1 protein-coding gene and 1 pseudogene are annotated in these 1,399 nt (G+C 71.4%); both read left to right on the top strand.

Annotation, left to right across the window (positions count from 1 at the left end):
* Positions 1-897, top strand: an 897-nt coding sequence (gene mch / locus GXB81_RS31125) for a methenyltetrahydromethanopterin cyclohydrolase (RefSeq protein ID WP_205991222.1), incomplete at its 5' end; no start/stop codon positions are given.
* Positions 894-1,399 (top strand): annotated as a pseudogene (locus GXB81_RS31120) (RimK family alpha-L-glutamate ligase); the annotation flags it as partial. The gene mch and the pseudogene GXB81_RS31120, both read left to right, overlap by 4 nt.

Raw genomic sequence — 1,399 nt, 5'->3', positions numbered from 1 at the left:
GACGCCGGAACGGGCAGCGCGCGCGCAGGCGTGGCCGCGGGCGGCGCGATCGAAGCGGGCGTGCTGTTCGCGCGCATCTGCATGGGCGGACTCGGCCGCGTCGCGGTGCGCGCGAACTTCGACGCCGCCCCGCTCTGGCCGACCATGCTCGACGTGAGCACGTCCGCGCCGGTGCTGGCCTGTCTCGGCAGCCAGTACGCGGGGTGGAGCCTCGCGGCGACCAAGGAGCAGACCGGCGGCAAGAAATTCTTCTCGCTCGGCTCCGGTCCCGCGCGCGCGCTGGCCGTCAAGGAGCCGCTCTTCGCCGAACTCGGCTATCGCGACCGCCACGCGCGCGGCGCGCTCGTGCTCGAAGTGGACCGCCTGCCGCCGCAGGTCGTGATCGACAAGGTGCTGCACGATTGCGGCCTCTCGCCCGACCATCTGACGCTGATCGTCACGCCGACACACTCTGTCGCGGGAACGGTACAGGTGGTGGCGCGCGTCGTCGAAGTCGCCTTGCACAAGGTGCACGTGCTCGGCGTGCCACTCGACGAGGTCGTCGAAGGCGCGGGCTCGGCGCCGCTGCCGCCGCCCGCGCCGGACGGCATTCAGGCGATGGGCCGTACCAACGACGCGATCCTCTACGGCGGCCGCGTGCATCTGACCGTGCGGCACGACGAGGTCGCGCGGCGCCTCGCCGAGCAACTGCCCGCGGCCAGTTCGCGCGACTACGGCCGCCCGTTCGCGGACATCTTCACGTCGTTCAATTTCGACTTCTACCAGATCGACCCGGCGCTCTTCGCGCCCGCCGAGGTGTGGGTCAGCAGCCTCGAAAGCGGCGCGACCTATCACGGCGGGCGGCTCGACAGCGCCTTGCTGCAAAACCAGTGGGGCGGCCAGGCCGTCGCATCATGAGCCTCGCCCACGAGATGCAGCCGAACCTGCGCGTCGCGATCATGACCGACGAAACCGGCTGGCACACCGGCCGCCTGAAAAAAGCGTTCCGCGCGCGCGGCGCCGACGCGCGTTGCGTCGATCTCGCCGACTGCCGCATCGACACCACCTGGCAGCCGCACGGGCTCGTCGTGCCGGGCTTCGGCCACGCCCTGCCCGACGCGGTGTTCGTGCGCGGCATCGCGGGCGGCACCTTCGAGCAGGTGACGTTGCGGCTCGGCATCCTGCACGCGCTGCGCGAATCGGGCGTGCCGGTCTACAACGACGCGCGTACGATCGAGCGCAGCGTCGACAAGTCGATGACGAGCTTCCTGCTGCATCGCGCGGGCGTGCCGACGCCGGCCACGTGGGCCGGCGAATCGGCCGCCTTCGCGCAACGCGTGCTGATGCGCGAGGCCGCGGCCGGCCGCGAGGTCGTGCTCAAGCCGCTGTTCGGCTCGCAAGGGCATGGCCTCAAGCGGCT

Origin of the sequence: Paraburkholderia sp. Ac-20336, from assembly GCF_017105025.1 — a bacterium.
Lineage (GTDB): Bacteria > Pseudomonadota > Gammaproteobacteria > Burkholderiales > Burkholderiaceae > Paraburkholderia.
Note: the sequence above shows the minus strand (reverse complement) of the source record. Positions and strands in the feature narration are given on the sequence as shown.